Here is a 16,811-nt window from a genome sequence, read left to right on the forward strand (position 1 = left end):
GCGTCAGGGAGGCCCTGACGGGGTCGCGGCGAGCCGGTCGAGGAGCAGGGCGAACAGCTGCTCGGCGAACGCCACGTCCCTGCCCCGTGCGAGGGACAGCACGGCGATGCCCGTCGAGGTGGCCTGCAGGAGCGCGAGCGACACCGAGTCGGCGTCCCTCCCCGCGGTGGCGAGCACCTCCGCGCCCAGCGGCGCGACGCCGGCGGCGAGGGCGCCGAAGGCGGTGCGGACCGCCTCGTTCTGGTCGGCGGCCTCGGTCAGGGCCAGCAGCACGCGGGTGTCCTCGGGCGAGCTGAACACCCGCGCCAGGGCCGTGACCTGCTCGGCCCTGCCGTCGGCGCCGGAGAGGGTCTCGGTCAGCAGGGCGACGCGACGGCGCACCGCCTCCTCGGCGACCGCGACGAGCAGGTCGTCGCGGGTCGGGAAGTAGTAGGTGAGGTGGCTCTGGCGCATCCCGGCCCGGGCGGCGACCCGGGGCTGGGTGAACCCGCCCGGCCCCGACTCGCCGATCACCTCGAGCGCCGCGTCGACGAGGGCGCGGCGCCGGTCGGGCTTCGCCGTCACGACGATCCTTCAGACCGCCGCCGGCTCGGCGGCGGGCGCGGCGATGTGCAGGGTCTCGGCGAGGTAGCGGCGCACGACGGCCGGGTCGGCCGTGTCGGCGACGAGGCCGAGGTAACCGTCGGGCCGGATCAGCGCCAGCCCCTCGGCTGCGAGCCCGTAGGCGCGGCCGACGACGTCCTCGGGGTCGAACACGTCCTCGCCGATCCGGACGACCGACCCGAGGTCACCGAGGGCCTCCGCCGGCCCGGCGGCCTCCCCGCGCACGAGCAGCAGGAAGCCGGGCCGCTCCGCCAGCTCCTCGACCGCGACGGGCGTGCCGTCGGGACGGGTGAGGCCCTCGGGGTCCGGGGCGTGTTCGCCCGCGCGGGCCGCGCCGTGGTGGTGGCCGCCGTGCTGGACCGAGAGCGGGCTGTCGCGGTAGCTCACCCGCAGCTCGGCGGTCGTCGTCGCCGCGGCGGTCCCGAGCGGGTGGACGTGGCCCACGACGAACAGGGCGGCGTCGCGCAGCGCCGCGCCGGCACCCTGCGCCGTGCCGACATCGGTGAGCAGCGTCGTCGCCTTCACGACCTGCGCGCCGACCGGGTGCCGCTCGTCGTGGTAGCTGTCGAGCAGGACGGCGTCGGCGCGGCCCTGCACGACCAGCGCGAGCTTCCAGGCGAGGTTCGCGGCGTCCTGGATGCCGGTGTTCATACCCTGCGCCCCGGCCGGGCTGTGGATGTGCGCGGCGTCGCCGGCCAGCAGGACCCGCCCGAGGCGGTAGCGCGGGACCTGGGCGTGGTGGACCTCGAAGTAGGTCAGCCAGCGCGGGTCGCGCACGGTGACCTGCCCGCCCATGCGGGCGTCGGCGAGGGCCTGGATCTGGGCGAGGGTGGGGTCCGGCGCGTCCGGCCCGGGGTCGTCGACGAGGAACATGATGCGGGCGCGGTCGCCGGCGAGCGGGAAGAGGATCCCCATCCCCTCGGGGTGGGTGAACATCCGGATCGTGTCGGGCGACAGCTCGGTGTCGACGTCGACGTCGGCCATGGCGAAGTGCTGGCCGTGGAAGGCCCCGTCGAGGTGCGTGCCCGCGAGGTGCCGCGCGGCGCTGTGGCCGCCGTCGGCGCCCACGACCCAGCCGACGCGCGCCGTCCGCTCGCCCTCCGGTCCACGCAGGGTGACCTCGACGCCGTCGTCGTCCTGGGACAGCCCGGTCAGCGAGACCCCCCGCTCCACGACGATCCCGAGCTCGGTGGCGCGCTCGGCGAGGACGGCCTCGGTGTCGGGCTGGGCGATGTCGAGCAGGAAGGGGTGGCGGCTGGGCACGTCGTCGAACGGGACGTGCGCCCGCGTCTCCCCGGTCCGGCCGTCGACCATGGCGATCGCGGGGATGCGTCGTCCCCGGGCCTCGAGCCGGGGCAGCACGCCCATCGCCGCGAGCATCTCCATGCTGCGGGCGTGGAGGGTCACCGCGCGCGACTCGGTGGTTGGCGCCGGCAGGGCGTCCACGACGCGCACCGGCACGCCGAGCCGCGCCAGCTGGGAGGCGGTCGTCAGCCCGACCGGCCCCGCGCCGACCACCAGTACGCCGTCCGTCGTGCTCATGTCCCGTGTCCTCCGCGCCCTTGTTTGGTGACCCAACCAAGTAGAGAGCGCCTGCTCAGAGGGCGTCAAGCGGCACTTCACCGGGTGCTCGACCGGACACGGAGGGCACGCGACGCCCCCGCGGTGGCGCCGTCAGGCCGGCGGCCGGCCGAAGTCGACGAGGACGCGCTCGAGGGGCGCGGGATGGACCGAGACGTCACCGGCGAAGGGGTGGTCGAGGGCCAGGGCGACGACCAGGAGGACCCCGATGAGCGCCGTGAGGCTGCCGGTCATGATCGTGTGCAGCAGCGCGCTGCGCAGCCCGAAGATCATGGTGAAGCCGATGGTCACCGCGGCGCCGACGATCAGCGCCACCCAGAGCACCGCGGGCACGCCCTGGTCGACGAAGTCCAGCCGGGCCGACCTCGCGGAGACCAGGTCGTTGAAGCGGTCGGCCTCGATGCCCTTGTACAGCAGTTCGTCCTGGGTCGTGGTGACCAGCGCGGCCAGGTGCTCGGACGTCTCGTCGAGCACGCGGGCCGTCTCGGGGGAACCGGGCTCGCCCCGCGCCATGGCCGGCCACTCGTCCTCCACCGCCGCGGCCGCGTAGTCCCGGACATCGGCGTGGATCTGCTCGCGGACCAGCGGCGGGAAGGCGACGCTGTCGCGGTACATCGTGCGCAGCGCGCTGGCCTCCTGTCCGACGACGTCCTCGGCCTCGGCGAAGTTCTCCCAGCTCACGATGACGACGAACCCCAGCAGGACCGCGTAGATCACCCCGACCACTGCGATGATGAAGCCCGCCACCTCGTTGTGGTCGCCCTCGCGCAGCGCGGGCCAGACCCGCCGCAGGCCGACCTGCGCGGCCACGACCAGGGCCGGGAGCACGACGACCAGCAGCAGCCCGATGAGCCAGATCGGCACGGCGTTCACGGGCGGCGAGCGCCGGTGGACCTCGTCCCGTCGTGCATGTCGGCCCCCCCGATCGCGTCCCGGGCTCACCCTTCCGTGCGCACGGGCACCCGCACGAGCGGGCATCCGGACCAACCACGACGTTCGATCGGCCGCACACGGATGGGCGACCTCGGTAACGGTGTCGCCCCTGCCCCGATGAACCCCTGCTGGGCCGCGCGTGCGCCGGACGCCGCGCGGCCGTCCCGTCCTCGGAGGAGCTCCTCGTGACCGTCACGCCCCACGCCGGCTCGGTCGACGATCCCGACCGCTCCTTCGGCTACGCGCCCGAGCTGAAGCGGACGCTGACCTCCTTCCAGATGTTCGCGATCTCGTTCGCCTCGGTCTCGGTGGTCATCGGCATCTTCGGGACCTACGACGACGTGCTCCAGTCGTCCGGCCCGGTCGGCATCTGGCTCTTCCCCGTCGTCGCGGTCGGCCAGGTCCTGGTGGCCCTGGTGTACGCGCAGTTCGCGGCGCGCATCCCGCTGAGCGGATCGTCCTACCAGTGGGCCTCCCGGCTGGCGAACCCGAGGATCGGCTGGCTGTTCGGTTGGCTCGTGGTGTGGAACGTCGGGCTCTCGACGGTCACGATCGACAACGCGCTGGCCAGCCAGTGCCTGATGCCGTTGCTCGGCATGGCGCCGGACGAGGGCATCGCCCGCGTGATCACGGTGCTGCTGCTGGTGGTCCAGGCGGTCATGGTCATCGTGTCGGTGCGCATCGTCGGCTGGACGAACTCGCTGGCCGTCGGCGTCGAGCTGGCGATCGTCGTCCTGCTCGGCATCGCGCTCGTCGTCACGGTCCTGCTCACCGGCGACGGCTCCACGGACACCCTCTTCTCGCCGGGGATCGCCGCCGGCGACCCCCGCTACTTCGCGATCGGCGGCGGACTGGCCGCGGCGATGATCATGGGCATGTCGACGCTCGTCGGCTTCGAGGCGTCGGCGAACATGGCCGAGGAGGCCAAGGACCCGTTCCGCACCGTCCCCCGGGCCATCGTCGGCTCCGTCGTCGTCGCGGCCGTCCTCGGGATGCTGTTCGTGGTGGCGCTCACCGTCTCGATCACCGACATCGACCGCGTCTCGCAGAGCGGGGCGGCCGTCGCGCAGATCCTGACCGACCAGTTCGGGCCGGCGGTGGAACGCCCGCTGCTGCTCGTCATCGCGCTCGCGTTCTTCGCGGCGGCGCTGGCCGCGATGGCCGCCACGTCCCGCATCGTCTTCGCCATGTCCCGCGACGAACGCTTCCCGGCGCACGGGCTCTTCCGCCGGGTCGGGCGCCGGACCCGCACCCCGATCCCCGCGACGCTGCTCGTCCTGGTGCTGGGCGTCGTCCTGATGGCCGTGGTGCCGGGTGCCGCGCTGCTCCAGCTGATCCTGACCGGCGCCATCCTCATGTTCCTGCCGTACGGCATGACGATCGTGCTCTACCTCTCGGTGCGCTCCCGGCTCGATCGACGGGAGGGGGCGTGGGACCTCGGGCGGTGGGAGATGCCCGTGGCCGTCGCCGCGCTGCTGTGGGTCGTGGTCGCCCTGGTCATCGCCATCGCGACCTCACCGTCCGCGGGCCCCCTCCTGATCGTGACCGGGCTGATCCTGGTGGGCGGGGTGTACCTCGCCTACCTGCTGATGTTCCGGCGACACGTGCTCAGGACTCCTCGGTCTGGAGCTGACCCGGAGTGACGGTCTGGGGCCCGAGGACGGACAGGAGCTCCAGCTTCTCGTAGCTCGCGCTGCCCGGGACCGCGGTGTACACGAACAGCAGGTGGGACTGCTGGGGGTCGAGGAGCGTCTGGCAGTTGAGCTCCAGCTCGCCGACCTCGGGGTGCACGAAGCGCTTGACGTCGTGGGGTCGCAGGCCGATCTCGTGGGCGTCCCAGAGCGTCCGGAACTCCTCGCTCTGCGCGAGCAGGAGATCGGCGAGGTACGCGGCCCGCGACCCGGGGCCGCGCAGGGTGACCAGCCCGCGCAGGCCCGAGGCGTACATCCGCGAGAGGAACGCGTGCTCCCCGGGCGCGTAGAGCGCCCGGGACGCGGGGTCGGTGAACCACCGGTAGCCGCGGCTGCGCGCGGGACCCGTGTAGGCGGTCGCGTCACCGACGAGGGCCACTCCGAGCGGGCTCTGGCGCAGCGTCTCGCCCAGCTCGGTGACGATCTCGGCGGGGGTGTCGGCGAGGCGGTCGAGGATGCGCAGCAGACCAGGGCTGATGTGCTCGCTGGCCGTGCCCCGCACCGGTGGGTGGTGCCCGGCGAGCCGGAACAGGTGGTCGCGCTCCTCGAGCGAGAGGTGCAGCCCCTGCGCGATCGAGGCGATCATCTGCTCCGAGGGCTGCGGGCCGCGCTCCCGCTCGAGACGCGAGTAGTAGTCGGTCGACATGTGGCACAGCGCGGCCACCTCCTCACGCCGCAGCCCGCTCGTCCGGCGGCGCGCGCCACGCGGCACGCCGACGTCCTCGGGCTGCAGCACCTCGCGGCGCCGCCGCAGGAACGCCGCCAGCCCGGCCCGGTCGATCATCGACTACCGCCCTCTCCTCGGTGCTCCCCCGTTCCTACCGGTGCGCGGCGGTAGGCAGCCACGGATCGTCGATCCCCCTCTCGGGCGATCGGTGGCCCGCGCAGCCACGGATCGGCAGGCCGTGGTTGCGCCGCCTCGCCGGCGGCCCCACCGACTGGCGTGACCACGCCCGACTGCTGCGCGTCTACACCCTCACCACCCTCGCCGCGGTCGGCCTCCACACTCGAAGGCCAGGGACGCCATGCTCGCCGCCACCGACACCGACACCGCGCCCTGGACGGTGGTGGAGTCCGAGGACAAGCGGCGCGCCCGCCTGAACACGATTGCCCACCTGCTCGGCACGGTCCCCTGGACGCCGACCGACCTGTCGCCGCTGTCGATCCCGGCGCGCCCGCCGGGCGAGGGCTACGTGCGCCCGCCCCGCGAGCTCGCCCGTGCCGTCCCCGACCACGCGGCGATGCTGTTCGACGGATCCTGATCCAGAATGGGGTCTCACGAACGCGAGGTGTGGCCCCGGATGTCCGATCTGAACGACCCCCCACCGCCGGAGCGGGCGCGCCCGCTCTCCGACGAGGAGGAGGCGGTGCTCGCGCGGCTCGAGGCCGACCTCGCTCAGGACCCGGCGCCCACCGAGCTCCCTGAGCCCGTGCCGCCCGTGGTGGCGACACGGCCGGGCCCTCGGCCACGCACCCTGCTGGTGCAGGTCGTCGTGGTCGTGGGGCTGGCCGTGGTCCTGGCGCCCAGCGCCGCGGTCGGCGCCGTGATCGCGGTGGTCGTGCTCGCCGGTCCGGTCGCGGCCTCGCTGTGGGCCCTGCGGGGCACGGCCGGCTCCGCGTCCTGACCCCCGTCCTGATCCCCGAGCTGGTCGGCGCCGGGCCGGCCCGGCAGCGTCGCCGCGTAGCGCCGCACCCGGCGGGCCCGGAACACCGCGAACAGCGCCGCGGCGGCACCCAGCACGGCCAGCGGCGGCTCGAGCAGCAGCAGCCCGGCCGCGAGCAGCGCCCCGCCGAGCCCGAGGACCTGCCAGCGGCGCTGCGCCGCGAGACACCGTGCCCGCTCGCGTGCGATCTCGGCGGGGTCCGCGTCGACGACGGCCGGGACCGACTTCCCGTCCGCCCGGTCGCCCCGGAGGGCGAGCCAGGCGTTGGCCGCGCCCGCGAGCGCGAAGACGGCCGCCCACACCGGCGCCCCCTGGGACGCCCGCACACCGGCCAGGGCCAGGAACCCGACCGCGAGCGCGACGTGGCGCCACGACACCGTGGTCCTCATGCGATCGCCCCCAGGAGCTCGAGGATCGCGACCACGCCGCAGACGGTGAGGAACACCGAACCGAGCACGACCAGCGTGCGCAGCGTCCGGCCCATCCGGTAGGGCTCCGGCAGGTTGACCTTGTCGATGTACACCAGCCCGGCTCCGTAGATACCGCAGGCGAAGACGCCACCGAGGATCGACGCCGGCGTGACCAGGTCGGTGAAGCTCAGATCCGAGAGGATCGCGACGAGGGCGATGGCGCCGGTCCATCCGTAGACGACGGGCCGTATCCCGCGCTGCCCGCGCGACCGCACCTTCTCCGAGACCGCGGCGAGGCTCTCGTACGCGGTCCAGGAGTAGGCCTCCCAGAGCGCGTAGATCGTGCCGAAGAGGACCATGACGATCGCGACGATGTAGAAGTACTCGAAGACCGGCGCCACCACGCCGAAGAACTGCGACTGGTAGGTCAGGACGTCGTTCTCCTCGGGCACCTGCTGCTGCGCGCCCAGGATCGTCGCCCCGTTCATCATGAACGCCACGGCGATGACACCCAGGGCCAGGAACGCCGCGAGCATGTCGAAGAACGGGGCGCGGCTCCAGGCGCGCGCGGTCGCGACGTCGTCGGGATCGGTCGACAGCGGGATCGGTGCGCGGTCGTCCTTCGCCGCGAGGTCCTGCTCGATCCGGGCGGCGTCGCGGTGGCCGAGCATCCCCCACTTCTTCTCGCGCAACATGCCGGTGTAGCCGATGTAGTCGTACATCCCGCCGCCGAGACCGCCCATGAACACCGCGAGCTCGACCCACACCGACGTCTCGGCGACCTCGGGATACCGCTCCGCCACGAAGGGCGCGTAGTCGGGGAAGACCGGCAGCAGCCCGCGCAGGGCCGCGAGCCAGTCGGGGTTCGAGACGAACACCGCGATCAGGACCAGCAGCACCATGATCCCGGCGATCGCCACCTGCACCTTCTCGAGCACGGCGTAGCCGCCGACGAAGGACAGCACCGCGGCGACGAGCAGCACGCCGACGGCCCAGAGGGTGGCGTTGCCGAGGCCGAGGGCCTCCAGGTAGTCCCCGAGCGCCGTCGCCACCCCGCTGGCCCAGCCCGGGAACGAGGCGAAGCAGATCACCACCAGCACGATCGGGAACCAGCCGCGCGGCCCCGGCATCACCCGCGCGAAGCGCCGCATCGGGTGCTCCCCGGTGAGGGTGATGTAGCGGTTCGAGGCGTAGACGAGGGCGCCCTTGGCGAAGCAGCCGGCCACGACGGCCCAGAGGACGGCGTAGCCGAAGACGGCGCCCTCGCGGGAGGCGAGGATGGACTCGCCGCTGCCGATTGTGAGCGACGCGATGATCGCCCCGGGTCCGAAGTACCGCAGAGCGGTCGCCACCCCCACCCGTCGCTTGCGCAGGGCCGCCGGCGCCTCGGGCAGACGGAGCACCGGGTCGGTGGCCCGGCTCGTCTCGAATGTCGACATGTCGATCACTCAGATCGTGTAGGAAATTTCCTGTAGGGTGCGTGTGAGGCGGCTCACCCGTCAAGGGGTGGGTCCGGAGCGACGGGGTTCGGACATGAGCAGTGCAGCGACGGTCGGTCCGCTACCCCGCCGTCAGATGCTGGCCGACGACGTCCACGAGGCGATCAAGGCGCTGATCATGGATCACGTCCTCGAGCCGGGCGCCCGGGTCTCGATCGACGGCCTCGCGCGCCAGCTCGGGGTGTCGCCCACGCCGGTCCGCGAGGCGCTGGCGCGGCTGGAGTCGGCCGAGCTCGTGGTCAAGGAACCGCTGCGCGGCTACCGCACCTCGCCGCTGCTCTCCCGCGAGCAGCTCGACGACCTCTACCAGTTCCGGCTGCTCATCGAGCCGTGGGCGGCGGCGCGCGCGGCCGAGCACGCCGACGCCGAGGGGCGGGAACGGCTCGAGGCCGAGATGCGGTCCTGCGCGACGCCCGCGAGCGACACCTACGACTCCTACAAGGCGCTCGCCGCGCACGACACCCGCTTCCACGTCCTGGTGGCCGAGCTGGCCGGCAGCGCGCAGGTCCGGCGGGCGTTCGAACGCACCCACTGCCACCTGCACGTCTTCCGGCTGCACTACGACCGCGGGCTGGGCGAGCGGACCCTCGCCGAGCACCGCCGGATCACGCGCGCGGTCCTCGACCGCGACCCCGTGGCGGCCGAGGCGGCGATGCGCGGCCACCTCGAGGCCGCCTGCTACGAGCGTCTGCGCCCGGTCTCCGAGGAGGCCGGGGGGCCGACCCAGGGCTGACCCCATCCCGTCCCTCATCCCATCCGCAGCACCTCCGAGGTCCCGAACCGCTCCGCGACGAGCTGCTTGACCCCGCGCGGGAAGTCGCGCTCGCAGGCGAGGTGGGTCGGGGTGAACTTCCGCATGGCGTCGGCGTCGCCGGCGTACGCGGCGGCGCAGAGCTCGGGGGCGACGTTGGCCAGGGCGAGGATGCCGCCCGCGCAGCCGAGCGCGCCGGCCATGTGGATCAGCGCCGGGTTCCCGGTCCAGACGGGCCCGGCGTAGGAGTCCACCGTGGCCAGCAGGCGGGTCGGGTCGCCCGACGAGTCCTTGCAGCCCGCGATGGGCAGCGGGGGCAGCATCTCCACCGGGATGCCGGGCGGGGAGACCGCCGGGAAGTGGTAGGCCAGCACCGGGGTCGCGCCCGCGGCGTCGGCGAGCTCGCGGTAGTAGCCGGACGGGTCGGCGAGCCCGCGCGGTGTGCGGGCGATGACCGCGTCCACGCCGGTGTCGGGGGCCCGCGCGGTCAGCGCCACGGCCTGGTGGGTCGACGCGGCCCCGGTGCCGCCCACCACCACGGCGTCCCCGACCGCGGCGCGCACCGCGGAGAACAGCCGCAGCCGCTCGTCGTCGTCCAGCGCGTCGGCCTCGCCGGTCGTGCCGGCCACGACGATCGCGTCGGCGCCGAGGTCGACGAGCCGTGCGGCCAGGTCGGCCGTGGCGTCGGCGTCGAGCGCCCGGTGGTCGTCGAAGAGCGTCACCAGGGCGACGCCGACGCCGGTGAAGACGGGGTCCATGTCGTTCCTCCTCGCGGGGGGTCAGGTCAGTGGGATTCGCGCGGGACCTCGGCGCCGCCGGCCCCGACCAGGAAGTCGAGGTCGGCGCCGTGGTCGGCCTGCAGCACGTGCTCGGTGTAGAGGCGCGTCCAGCCGCGGGACTCCGCCGGCGCGGGCGCCCGCCACCGCTCCCGGCGGCGGGCCAGCTCGTCGTCGTCGACGTGCAGGGTCAGCGAGCGCCCGGGCACGTCGAGCTCGATCTCGTCCCCGGTCTCCACCAGGGCGAGCGGTCCCCCGACGGCCGCCTCGGGCGCGACGTGCAGCACGACCGTGCCGTAGGCCGTGCCCGACATCCGCCCGTCACAGACCCGCACCATGTCCCGCACCCCGCGCTCGAGCAGCTTGCGGGGCAGCCCGACGTTGGCGACCTCGGGCATGCCCGGGTAGCCGCGCGGGCCGCAGTAGCGCAGCACCAGCACCGTCGACTCGTCGATGTCGAGCTCGTCGCTGACCGCCCGGTACTCCTCGGGGGACTCGAAGACGAGCGCAGGGCCGCGGTGGCGCTGCAGCGACGGCGACGCCGCCGACTGCTTGATCACGGCACCGTCGGGGGCGAGGTTGCCCCGCAGCACGGCCGTCCCGCTGCCCGCGGGCGCCATCGGGCGGTCGAACGGGTGGATGACCTCGCGGTTCCAGCACGCCGCGTCCGCGATCGCGTCCCCGAGGGTGCTCCCGGCCACGGTGGGCCGCCCGAGGTGCAGCAGCCCGGCGATCTCCTGCATCACCGCGGGCAGCCCGCCCGCGTAGCAGAGGTCCTCCATGAGGAACCGCCCCGAGGGCTCGAGGTCGACGAGCGTCGGCACGTCACGACCGAGCGCATCGACGTCGTCGAGCGAGAACGGCACGCCCAGCCGGCCCGCGATCGCCGCCAGGTGGATCACGGCGTTGGTCGAGCCGCCGATGGCCGCGTTGACCTTGACCGCGTCCTCGAACGCCTCGCGGACCATGATCGACGACGGGCGGACGTCGGCCTCCACCAGCTCGACGATGCGCTGACCCGCCCGTTGCGCGGTCTGGTCGCGGCGGGCGTCGACGGCGGGCCAGGTCGCCGAGTACGGGAGCTGCATCCCCAGCGCCTCGGCCAGGCAGGCCATCGTCGACGCGGTGCCCATCGTCATGCAGTGCCCGGGCGAGCGGGCCATCGCGCCCTCGGCCACCGCGCACTCGGCGGGCGTGATGGTCCCGGCCGCGAGCTCCTCCTCGAAGCGCCACACCTGCGTGCCCGAGCCGAGCTGACGGCCCTGGTACCGACCGCTGAGCATCGGCCCGCCGGTGACCATGATCGCCGGCAGGTCGACGCTCGACGCGGCCATGAGCAGCCCGGGTGTGGTCTTGTCGCAGCCCGAGAGCAGGACCAGCCCGTCGAGGGGGTTGGCCCGCATCAGCTCCTCGGCCTCCATCGCCAGCAGGTTGCGGTAGAGCATCGCCGTGGGGCGCAGCAGCGTCTCACCGAGCCCGGTGCACGGGAACTCGCGGGGGAACCCGCCGGCCTGCCACACGCCGCGCTTGACCGCCTCGGCGACGCGGTGCAGGTGGGCGTTGCACGGGACGAGCTCGGACCACGTCGTGGCGATCCCGATGACCGGGCGCCCGTCGAAGACCTCGTCGGTGACGCCCTGGTTGCGCATCCACGAGCGGTGGATCATCCCGGACCGGCCTTCGGCGCCGAACCACGCCGCGCTGCGACCGCTCATGGCCGACCTCCCGCGCTCGTCAGGTGGGCCCGGACCCACTCCTCGACCTCGACGACGTGGGTGGAGGCCGCGGTCCACGCGGCGAGCGAGTCGCGCTCGCGCAGGGCGCGCAGGATCGCCACGTGCTGGTCGTGGGTCCAGCTCAGGACGTCGTGCTCGACGATCGCCCGCCAGATCCGGACGCGGGCCGTGCGGCCCGCGACGGCGGCGGTCAGCGAGGCGAGCGTCGCGTTGCCGGCCGCCGCGGCGATCGCGGCGTGGAACTCCAGGTCCTCGGCGACCAGGCGCTCGGGCTCGGTGAGCCCGCGCATCCGCTCGAGCCGTTCCTGGAGGTCCTGCAGGGCCGCCTCGTCGATGCGGGTCGCGGCCAGGGCGGTGGCGCCGGGCTCGAGCACGCGGCGGCACTCGAAGAGCTCGGCGACCCCCTGCTCGCCGACCAGCTCGAGGAACGAGCCGGTGGCGCGCACCAGCCGGTCGGGGCGCAGGTCGGTGACGAAGGTGCCGTCCCCGCGGCGCACCTCGAGCACCCCGGCCCCGGCGAGCGCGCGCACCGCCTCGCGCAGCGACAGGCGCGACACGTCGAGGTCGGCGGCCAGGTCCGTCTCCGGCGGCAGGCGCTCCCCCGCCGAGAACTCCCCGTTCTCGACGCGGGCGACCAGCGCGCCGATCACCCGGTCGACGACGCTGTCAGCTCGCGTCACGGGCCCGGTCCGTCCACGCCGAGCCGTGCGGGAACGCGTACGCGGCCCGGGACGCCGCGAGGATCTCCGCGCTGTAGCCGGGCCGGGTCGGTGGCAGGTAGGACGTGCCGCGCATCCGGACCGGGTCGGCGAAGTGCTCGTGCAGGTGGTCGACATACTCGATCATCCGATCCTGACGGGTGCCGCTGACGGCGACGTAGTCGAACATCGACAGGTGCTGCACCAGCTCGCACAGCCCGACACCGCCGGCGTGGGGGCAGACGGGGACGTCGTGGGCGGCGGCGAGCAGCAGGACCGCGACGGCGTCGTCGACGCCGCCGGGGCGCGCGGCGTCGAGCTGGCAGACCCCCATGGCGCCGGCGGCCAGGAACTGCTTGAACATCACCGCGTTGTGCGCGTGCTCGCCGGTGGCCACGCGGACGGGGGCGATGGCCCGCGCGATCGCGGCGTGCGCGAGGACGTCGTCGGGGCTGGTCGGCTCCTCGAACCACCAGATGTCGTAGGGCTTCAGGGCTTCCGTCCAGCGCACCGCGTCCGCGGCCCCGAGCGTCTGGTTGGCGTCGATCATCAGGCGGCGCCCGGGTCCGATCACCTCCCGGGCGAGCGCGCAGCGGCGCACGTCGTCGGCGAGGTCCCCGCCGACCTTCAGCTTGATCGCGTCCCAGCCGGCGGCGACGGCCTCCCGGCACAGGCGCACCAGCTTGTCGTCGTCGTAGCCCAGCCAGCCCGCGCTGGTCGTGTAGGCCGGGTAGCCCTCCTCGTGCAGCCGGGCCTCGCGCTCCACGCGCCCGGGGAGCCGCTCCTCGAGCATCGCGAGCGCGGCCTCGGGGGTCAGCGTGTCGCGCAGGTAGCGCCAGTCGACGAGGTCGACCAGCTGCTGCGGGGTCATGTCCGCGAGCACCTTCCACACCGGCTTCCCGACGGCCTTGCCGATGAGGTCCCAGGCGGCGTTGACGACCGCGGCGAGCCCGAGCTGGATCGTCCCCTTGCTCGGACCGAGCCAGCGCAGCTGGCTGTCGGCCTGCAGGTACCGGGAGAAGCCGCCCGGGTCGGCCACCAGCTCGGCGATCGACCAGCCCCGCGCCCGCCGGCCGATCGCCTCCGCCGCCGCGAGCGCGAGCTCGTTGCCCCGTCCGATCGTGAACGTGAAGCCGTGGCCCTCCAGGCCCGCGTCGGTGTGCAGGACGACGTAGGCGGCCGAGTAGTCCGGCGCCTCGTTCATGGCATCCGACCCGTCGAGTGCGCGTGACGTCGGGAAGCGGAGATCGACGGTCTCCACGTCGACGATGACCCCGTGCATGGCCCGCTCCTCAGACCTCTCGACCACTCCGGGCGCAGTGCCGCCAGAAGATGTGCGAGTTCCTCACGGTGCCAGGCGCAGACATCAGATGTCTAGCGCTCGCGGTCGCCCTCCCCCGAGGCCGCCATCTCCGGACTCGACGGCTCGTCGGCGACGTGGTGGCGCAGGTTGCTGCGGAAGTAGAGCAGGATCCCGACGAAGCAGAGCGCCGAGACGACGAAGGACACCTGGAGCGAGCCGAGCACGTCGGACACCGCACCCTGCACCACCGGGATCACCGCTCCGCCGACGATGGCCATCACCAGGATCGCGCCGGCGGTCTCCTGGTAGCGCTTGTCCTCGATGGTGTCCAACGTCTGCCCGAAGATCGTCGGCCAGCACGGGCCCATCACGAGGTTGGAGGCGATGACGAACCAGATGGCGGACGAGGCCGGACCGAACGCGGCCAGCGTCAGCAGCACCGCGCCGATCGCGCAGTAGACCACCAGCACACGGGCCGCCGAGTACCGCGCGATGAGCCCGTTGGCCACGAACTTGCCGACCAGGAAACAGGTGAACCCGGCGATCATGTAGTTGGTCGCCTCGCGCTCGTTCATGCCGGGGTACAGCTCCAGCGCCACCCGGATCGTGAACGACCACACCGCCGTCTGCAGACCGACGTAGAGGAACTGCGCGACGATGCCCTTGCGGTACTGCGCGGTGCGGACGAGCACCCGCAACGTCTCGGTCAGCCCGGCCTTCTGCTGTGCCGGCTCGTCCGCCGGTTTGCCCCGGGGGAACTCGGTGACCACGAAGAGCACCAGCAGGCAGACGAGCACGATCAGGATGTACTTGTAGGGCAGCAGGGTGTTCTGCAGCAGGGCCTCGGCGAGGGCGCGCTCGGCCTCCGGCGTCGGTGCCGCGTCCAGCTGCGCCTCGATCGAGTCGCCGGTACCGAAGATCAGGTACTTGCCGAGGATCACGCCCAGCAGGTTGCCGATCGGGGTGAAGGTCTGCGAGATGTTCAGCCGCAGCGTCGACGTCCTGCGCGGACCGAGCATCGACGAATAGGTGTTCGCGCTGGTCTCGAGGAAGCTCAGACCGATCGCGACGGCGAAGATGCTGAACAGGAACATCGCGTAGGTCGCGAGCGTGCTGGCCGGGAAGAACAGCCCGCAGCCGACGATGTAGACCGACAGGCCGATCAGGACGCCGACCTTGTACGACGTCCGGCGCACGATGCGCGACGCCGGGATCGCGATCAGGAAGTAGCCGCCGTAGAACGCCGACTGCACGAAGGCCGTCGCTGCGTCGGACAGGGTGAAGACGTGCTTGAACTGCGTGATCAGGATGTCGTTCAGCCCGGCCGCGGCGCCCCACATCGGGAACAGCAGCGACAACAGGACGAATTGGAAGATCGGTGTCCGGTCGAGGTATCCGGAGGCCAGCTGCCGTGCCGGATTCTTGATCAGCATCGAATCACCCCGTGCGCCGCCGCACCCCCGACGATCAGCAACGTAACCCGACGGTTCGGAGGGCGGCAATCCGCGGGCGGCCCCGGAGGCCCGACGGAGCACCTCGGCGCGCCTACCCCAGCGCCGGGACGATCGCCTCGATGAGGTGCGGGCCGGGCTCGCCCTGCGCCCACCGCAGGGCCGCGAGCAGGCCCTCGGTGGTCTCCACCCGCCGCGCCGGCACGCCGTACCCGCTCGCCAGCGACACGAAGTCCGGCGTCGGGTCGGCCAGCGTCAGCATCCGCCCCGCGCGCCCCGAGTGGGCCGCCTCCCCCGCCCCGGTACGGGCGAGCTCCACCCGCAGGATCGCGTACGCCGAGTTGTTGATCAGCACGGTCGTGACGTCGAGCTGCTCGCGGGCCTGGGTCCACAGCGCCTGCAGCGTGTAGAGCGCGCTCCCGTCGGCCTGCACCGCGACGACCGGGCGGTCCGGGGCCGCGATCGCCGCCCCGAGCGCGGCGGGCGGGCCCTGCCCGATCGCTCCCCCGGTCAGCGCGAGCTGGGTGTGCGGGGCGGCCGTCTGCAGGGCCGGGGCGAGCACGGCGGCGGCGGTCAGCGACTCGTCGACCACGATCGCGTCCTCCGGCAGCGTCGCGGCGACCGCGGCGCACAGCGACCGCACGTCGAGCGGGCCGGGCGCGGGCTCCGGCGCGTCCCGCGGTGCCGGGTCGGCCACGGCGTCCGGCGCCACCTCGGCGGCCAGCGCCTCCAGGGCCGCCGGCGCGTCGGACGCGGCGTCGGCCAGCCCGACCACCGTGCACCCCTCGGGCACGAGATCCCCCGGGACCCCGGGGTAGCCGAAGAACGAGACCGGCGACCGCGCCCCGGCCAGCACCAGCGACGACGCCCCGTCGAGCTGCTCGAGCGCCTGCTCGGCGAAATAGGCCAGCTTGTCCGCCCGCGGGCGGCCGGCGCCGGTGTCCCAGCGCCGCGGGAACGTCTCCGTGAGCAGGCGGGCGCCGGTCGCGGCCTCGACCCGGCCCGCGGCGTCCATCGCCTCCGCGGTCAGCGCCGGACCACCGAGGAGGATCACCGCCCCGGGCTCGCGCACCGCCTTCGCGGCCGCCGCCACCCGCGAGGGCGCGAGTGGGAACGGTGCCGCCACGGGCAGGGCGGGCGCGAGGGCGCCGCCCTCGGACCACGACACGTCCGCCGGCAGGACCAGGGTCGCGACCTGGCCGCCGCGCTCCGAGGTCGCCGCCACCGCGCGCACCGCGTCGTCGGCCACGTCCCGCACGTCGCCGCAGACGTGCACCCAGCCCGACACCGTCCGCGCCAGCGCTCTGATGTCCGACTCCAGCGGCGCGTCGTGGCGCACGTGACTGGTGGCGTGCGCGCCGACGACGCACAGCAGCGGGGTCCCGGCCCGGCGGGCGTTGTGCAGGTTCGCCATCCCGTTGCCCAGCCCCGGGCCCAGGTGCAGCAGCACCGCGGCGGGCCGGCCGGCGAGGCGGGCGTAGGCGTCCGCGGCGCCCGTCGCGACGCCCTCGAACAGGGTGAGCACGCCGCGCATCTCGGGGACGGAGTCCAGCGCCTGCACGAAGTGCATCTCGGAGGTGCCGGGGTTCATGAAGCACACGTCCACGCCGGCCTCGACCAACGAGCCGACCAGCGCCTCGGCCCCCCTCATGCGTCGGGCCCGGGCAGCGGAGCGGGCGGGGAGCACCACGACGTCGTCATGGTGCCCACTCCAC

General features: G+C 73.7%; 14 protein-coding genes and 1 pseudogene. 3 read left to right on the forward strand and 12 right to left on the reverse strand.

Annotated elements, in window-relative coordinates:
- Positions 1-3 precede the first annotated feature (3 nt).
- The 3 genes from PH191_RS21650 to PH191_RS21660 all read right to left on the reverse strand — a co-directional run bounded on the left by PH191_RS21650 (position 4) and on the right by PH191_RS21660 (position 3,057).
- Positions 4-564: a TetR/AcrR family transcriptional regulator gene (locus PH191_RS21650; RefSeq protein WP_274196698.1), complete on the reverse strand. Its 561-nt coding sequence runs from the start codon at positions 562-564 to the stop codon at positions 4-6.
- A 9-nt stretch (positions 565-573) separates the two neighbouring features.
- Positions 574-2,145 carry an FAD-dependent monooxygenase gene (locus PH191_RS21655; protein WP_274196699.1) on the reverse strand — a complete coding sequence of 524 codons (1,572 nt, stop codon included), beginning with the start codon at positions 2,143-2,145 and terminating at the stop codon, positions 574-576.
- A 132-nt stretch (positions 2,146-2,277) separates the two neighbouring features.
- Positions 2,278-3,057 (reverse strand): bestrophin-like domain, encoded by a 780-nt coding sequence (locus tag PH191_RS21660; RefSeq protein WP_274196700.1) that lies wholly within the window; start codon positions 3,055-3,057, stop codon positions 2,278-2,280.
- Between the two features lie 245 nt (positions 3,058-3,302).
- On the opposite strand from PH191_RS21660, the gene PH191_RS21665 reads away from it, so the two are divergent.
- A complete protein-coding gene (locus tag PH191_RS21665; protein WP_274196701.1) occupies positions 3,303-4,760 on the forward strand; it encodes an APC family permease in 1,458 nt (485 codons plus the stop codon).
- Here PH191_RS21665 and PH191_RS21670 read toward each other — a convergent pair.
- A complete protein-coding gene (locus tag PH191_RS21670) occupies positions 4,726-5,592 on the reverse strand; it encodes a helix-turn-helix transcriptional regulator (RefSeq protein ID WP_274196702.1) in 867 nt (288 codons plus the stop codon). The genes PH191_RS21665 and PH191_RS21670 overlap by 35 nt on opposite strands.
- A gap of 232 nt (positions 5,593-5,824) precedes the next feature.
- Between PH191_RS21670 and PH191_RS21675 the strand changes: the two are divergent.
- Positions 5,825-6,070, forward strand: a pseudogene (locus tag PH191_RS21675) (polyphosphate kinase 2); the annotation flags it as partial.
- A 134-nt stretch (positions 6,071-6,204) separates the two neighbouring features.
- On the opposite strand, the gene PH191_RS21680 reads toward PH191_RS21675, so the two are convergent.
- A complete protein-coding gene (locus PH191_RS21680; RefSeq protein ID WP_274196703.1) occupies positions 6,205-6,861 on the reverse strand; it encodes a hypothetical protein in 657 nt (218 codons plus the stop codon).
- Complete coding sequence (locus tag PH191_RS21685) at positions 6,858-8,321, reverse strand: Nramp family divalent metal transporter (protein WP_274196704.1); 1,464 nt, start codon at positions 8,319-8,321, stop codon at positions 6,858-6,860. Before PH191_RS21685 ends, PH191_RS21680 begins: the two co-directional genes overlap by 4 nt.
- A gap of 94 nt (positions 8,322-8,415) precedes the next feature.
- Between PH191_RS21685 and PH191_RS21690 the strand changes: the two genes are divergently transcribed.
- Positions 8,416-9,114: a GntR family transcriptional regulator gene (locus tag PH191_RS21690; RefSeq protein ID WP_274196705.1), complete on the forward strand. Its 699-nt coding sequence runs from the start codon at positions 8,416-8,418 to the stop codon at positions 9,112-9,114.
- Between the two features lie 14 nt (positions 9,115-9,128).
- Here the strand turns inward: PH191_RS21690 and PH191_RS21695 are convergent, their stop codons facing one another.
- The 6 genes from PH191_RS21695 to PH191_RS21720 all read right to left on the reverse strand — a co-directional run bounded on the left by PH191_RS21695 (position 9,129) and on the right by PH191_RS21720 (position 16,747).
- A complete protein-coding gene (locus PH191_RS21695) occupies positions 9,129-9,890 on the reverse strand; it encodes a dihydrodipicolinate synthase family protein (protein ID WP_274196706.1) in 762 nt (253 codons plus the stop codon).
- Positions 9,891-9,916: 26 nt separating this feature from the next.
- Entirely contained in the window at positions 9,917-11,623 is a 1,707-nt protein-coding gene (locus tag PH191_RS21700) for an IlvD/Edd family dehydratase (RefSeq protein WP_274196707.1), read from the reverse strand.
- A complete protein-coding gene (locus PH191_RS21705) occupies positions 11,620-12,324 on the reverse strand; it encodes a FadR/GntR family transcriptional regulator (RefSeq protein ID WP_274196708.1) in 705 nt (234 codons plus the stop codon). Before PH191_RS21705 ends, PH191_RS21700 begins: the two co-directional genes overlap by 4 nt.
- The gene (locus PH191_RS21710) at positions 12,311-13,624 is read right to left on the reverse strand and encodes an enolase C-terminal domain-like protein (protein ID WP_274196709.1); all 1,314 of its coding nucleotides are present in this window, start codon (positions 13,622-13,624) and stop codon (positions 12,311-12,313) included. The genes PH191_RS21705 and PH191_RS21710 overlap by 14 nt, the downstream gene beginning before the upstream one ends.
- A gap of 92 nt (positions 13,625-13,716) precedes the next feature.
- Complete coding sequence (gene fucP / locus PH191_RS21715) at positions 13,717-15,078, reverse strand: L-fucose:H+ symporter permease (protein WP_274196710.1); 1,362 nt, start codon at positions 15,076-15,078, stop codon at positions 13,717-13,719.
- Positions 15,079-15,190: 112 nt separating this feature from the next.
- On the reverse strand, positions 15,191-16,747 hold the full coding sequence (locus PH191_RS21720) for an acetolactate synthase large subunit (protein ID WP_274196711.1): 1,557 nt from the start codon (positions 16,745-16,747) through the stop codon (positions 15,191-15,193).
- Positions 16,748-16,811 lie beyond the last annotated feature (64 nt).

It is taken from the genome of Actinomycetospora callitridis (assembly GCF_028737265.1).
GTDB lineage: Bacteria > Actinomycetota > Actinomycetes > Mycobacteriales > Pseudonocardiaceae > Actinomycetospora > Actinomycetospora callitridis.